Below are 2,510 nucleotides of genomic sequence, written 5' to 3' on the forward strand. Positions count from 1 at the left end.
TATTGTGTTTGATTTTTCTTGATTTTTAGTATTGTTTTTCTTTTTTGTATTTGGCATACTTAAATCAGTAACGCCTCTTTCGTTCAGTAAATCTTTTATATAATTTTTATGTCCTTGACTAAGCTTATCATTATTGTACAACTCAATTAATCTATCATTTGTATATAAATTTAAATATACACCTTTACTAGGGCCATCCAGAGGATTTCTTGAATAGTCTTGGGCATAATATTGGCAGTTATCATCAATATTTTCTTTTGTTTCTTTATTACTATTTTTTAATATAAATCTCTGTATAGCATTCATTATAGTGTTAGCTTCTGCTTTATCATCAGATGTAAAAGTTATGCCAAAAACCCCGTTATTTTCTATAAAGTTTACTTCTCTCATTGTTACTATGTTCGCCTAGCTATAGCTACCTACTTGGTCGCTTTCTAATTCCCAAGCCTGTAAACAGTCTCGGCAGCTCGGCTCACTCCTCCTTTTTAGTTTCTAATTTTGTTTTGAATATTACTGCCTCTTTTATAATATCCACAAAACCATCAGCAGGTACATTTTCTTGATTTGTTACAAAGTATATAAACTCAGTTAACAAATAAATAGCATCTTCGCTGCTAATATTTTTAGCATCAATAATAATATGTTCTTCTTTATTATCTCGTTCTATATGTATATATTGTTTTTCATTATTTACTTTCATATTCATAATCATATCCTATTAATAATCTTTCTTTTTATTTCCAAAAGCTCCATCTTCTTTTGCTGTTTTTCTGCTATGGCATCTCTTACATAAAGCCTGCAGATTTCTTTTATCATAAAACAACGGATCATCTTCGCTTTCTACACGCTTTATATGATCTACGTGTTCAGCAAAGTTATGGCATTCAGCAAAGTTTTTACAAAGCGGATTTTCTTTTAAAAAACTTTCTCTCAAAGCACGCCATTTCTTGCTTTGATATCTTTTATATGCTTTTTCATTACTTCGCATTATTTATGTCTTGTTTTTCTTTCAAATAAATACTAAAAAGAACTGCATAGCCTGCTATATCAAATACTGTATCAATAATACTTTCCTCTGTTCTCATTTCCTCTTCTGATAGAATGAGATTTTTTAATCTGTTTAATTTATCTTCTATTCTTATTAATCCTATCTGCTTACCATACTCATCTAATGTTTTATCATAGCTGTTTTCATAATCTTTATTCTTCTTAATTAATAAGTTTTTAAGTTCTTCGCATTCATTAATAATTAAATCTTCTTTATTCATTTTTTTATCTCCTAATTTTTGAACATCTTATTTACAAGTTATCAACATTGTTAACAGCTTATTAACATGCCTTTATCTTTTAATTGTGCTATATACTTTTCTTTTAATTCATTCATAGTTTTCCAATCAGTTACCCAACCGTCATACATACATAAATAATCTCCTATTTGCAAACTTTTTAGCCAATTAGAAAAATGTATATTCCAATCATCTCTTTGATATTCAGGCTCATAAGTATTTAATAACTCTTTTAATTCATCTGTTATTAAATTAGCATAAGCAGGCTCTCCAAGATGTTTAATAAACTTTTCTAATTCCAAACAGCCTAACTCAAAATACTTGCTAGTGTTAATACTAAATACCATCATTTTTAACATTTTTATCTCCTTATTTATAATTTGTAAAATTAAAAAATAAATCTGTTTTTATATTATTGTCTCTATATATGATTTTATCACAAAGTTCTTTATATGATCCTTCAATCGTATCTAAACAATCTGAAGATAAAATAAGCATTTTATTTTTTTTATCATCTTCAATAATTAAATGATAGCTTTTTATTACTAATTGATTATCCTCAAACTTATTTTTATATATGCGGATAGGTTTTTCAATAAGAAATAAACTATCATCTGTTAATATTTTAAGCATATAAACTTCCTCTTTTAATAAAATCTTATATAAATAATCAAAATAATATTTTGAATATTTAAACTGTTATCAATTCTTTAGACTTTTGCATTTCTATATCTACTACTTTTAAGTTTAGAAGACGGCTTGTAAGTCTGCCTTTCATATATTCAGCATCAGTTTTTTTATTCAAACTATTTAATAAATCATCATAGCTTTTATTTGATGTAAGAATAACTGTTTTTTCCCCGCTTCTTATATTATCAAATATTTTATAGTATCCGTCTATAGCATAATGAAAGCCAACGCTGTCAATATCATCTATCATAATAATATCTGCATTTTTGGCATTATCTATTTTTTTATCAATAGTAGATTTCATATCTTTATCCTTAGCATTTTGATTAAATAAGTTTTTATGCAAATCTTCAAAATGGCTTGCTTTCATATACATTACTTTTATATTATTGATAGAATATATTTGCCATAACATTTTAAGCATTGTAGTTTTGCCTGTTCCGCTTTTACCTCTGAAATATAATGACATTGTACTTCCTACATTCAAATATTTTTTTTATAGAATTAATCAATTCAGTTTGATTGAATCTTTCT

The 2,510-nt window shown here is 26.3% G+C and carries 5 protein-coding genes and 2 pseudogenes; all 7 read right to left on the reverse strand.

Going from position 1 to position 2,510, the window contains the following annotated elements; all coding sequences use genetic code 11:
• Nucleotides 1-390, reverse strand: a pseudogene (locus tag F811_RS0100285) (hypothetical protein); the annotation flags it as partial.
• An 82-nt stretch (nt 391-472) separates the two neighbouring features.
• Nucleotides 473-700, reverse strand: a complete 228-nt coding sequence (locus F811_RS0100290) for a hypothetical protein (RefSeq protein ID WP_026364295.1) — start codon at nt 698-700, stop codon at nt 473-475.
• An 18-nt stretch (nt 701-718) separates the two neighbouring features.
• Nucleotides 719-988, reverse strand: coding sequence for an HNH endonuclease (locus F811_RS0100295; protein ID WP_020003328.1), 270 nt, complete (start codon nt 986-988; stop codon nt 719-721).
• Entirely contained in the window at nt 978-1,268 is a 291-nt protein-coding gene (locus F811_RS0100300) for a nucleotide modification associated domain-containing protein (RefSeq protein WP_020003329.1), read from the reverse strand. The genes F811_RS0100295 and F811_RS0100300 overlap by 11 nt, the downstream gene beginning before the upstream one ends.
• A gap of 50 nt (nt 1,269-1,318) precedes the next feature.
• Nucleotides 1,319-1,645, reverse strand: a complete 327-nt coding sequence (locus F811_RS0100305) for a hypothetical protein (RefSeq protein ID WP_020003330.1) — start codon at nt 1,643-1,645, stop codon at nt 1,319-1,321.
• 10 nt (nt 1,646-1,655) lie between these two features.
• Entirely contained in the window at nt 1,656-1,919 is a 264-nt protein-coding gene (locus tag F811_RS0100310) for a hypothetical protein (RefSeq protein ID WP_020003331.1), read from the reverse strand.
• 58 nt (nt 1,920-1,977) lie between these two features.
• A pseudogene (locus F811_RS15905) lies at nt 1,978-2,510 on the reverse strand (AAA family ATPase); the annotation flags it as partial.

Source organism: Brachyspira innocens ATCC 29796 (assembly GCF_000384655.1).
GTDB classification, from domain to species: domain Bacteria; phylum Spirochaetota; class Brachyspiria; order Brachyspirales; family Brachyspiraceae; genus Brachyspira; species Brachyspira innocens.

Coding starts and splice junctions, on each gene's coding strand:
- F811_RS0100305 (WP_020003330.1), bottom strand. CDS start 1,645: ATGTTAAAAATGATGGTATTTAGTATTAACACTAGCAAGTATTTTGAG.
- F811_RS0100290 (WP_026364295.1), bottom strand. CDS start 700: ATGAAAGTAAATAATGAAAAACAATATATACATATAGAACGAGATAAT.
- F811_RS0100295 (WP_020003328.1), bottom strand. CDS start 988: ATGCGAAGTAATGAAAAAGCATATAAAAGATATCAAAGCAAGAAATGG.
- F811_RS0100300 (WP_020003329.1), bottom strand. CDS start 1,268: ATGAATAAAGAAGATTTAATTATTAATGAATGCGAAGAACTTAAAAAC.
- F811_RS0100310 (WP_020003331.1), bottom strand. CDS start 1,919: ATGCTTAAAATATTAACAGATGATAGTTTATTTCTTATTGAAAAACCT.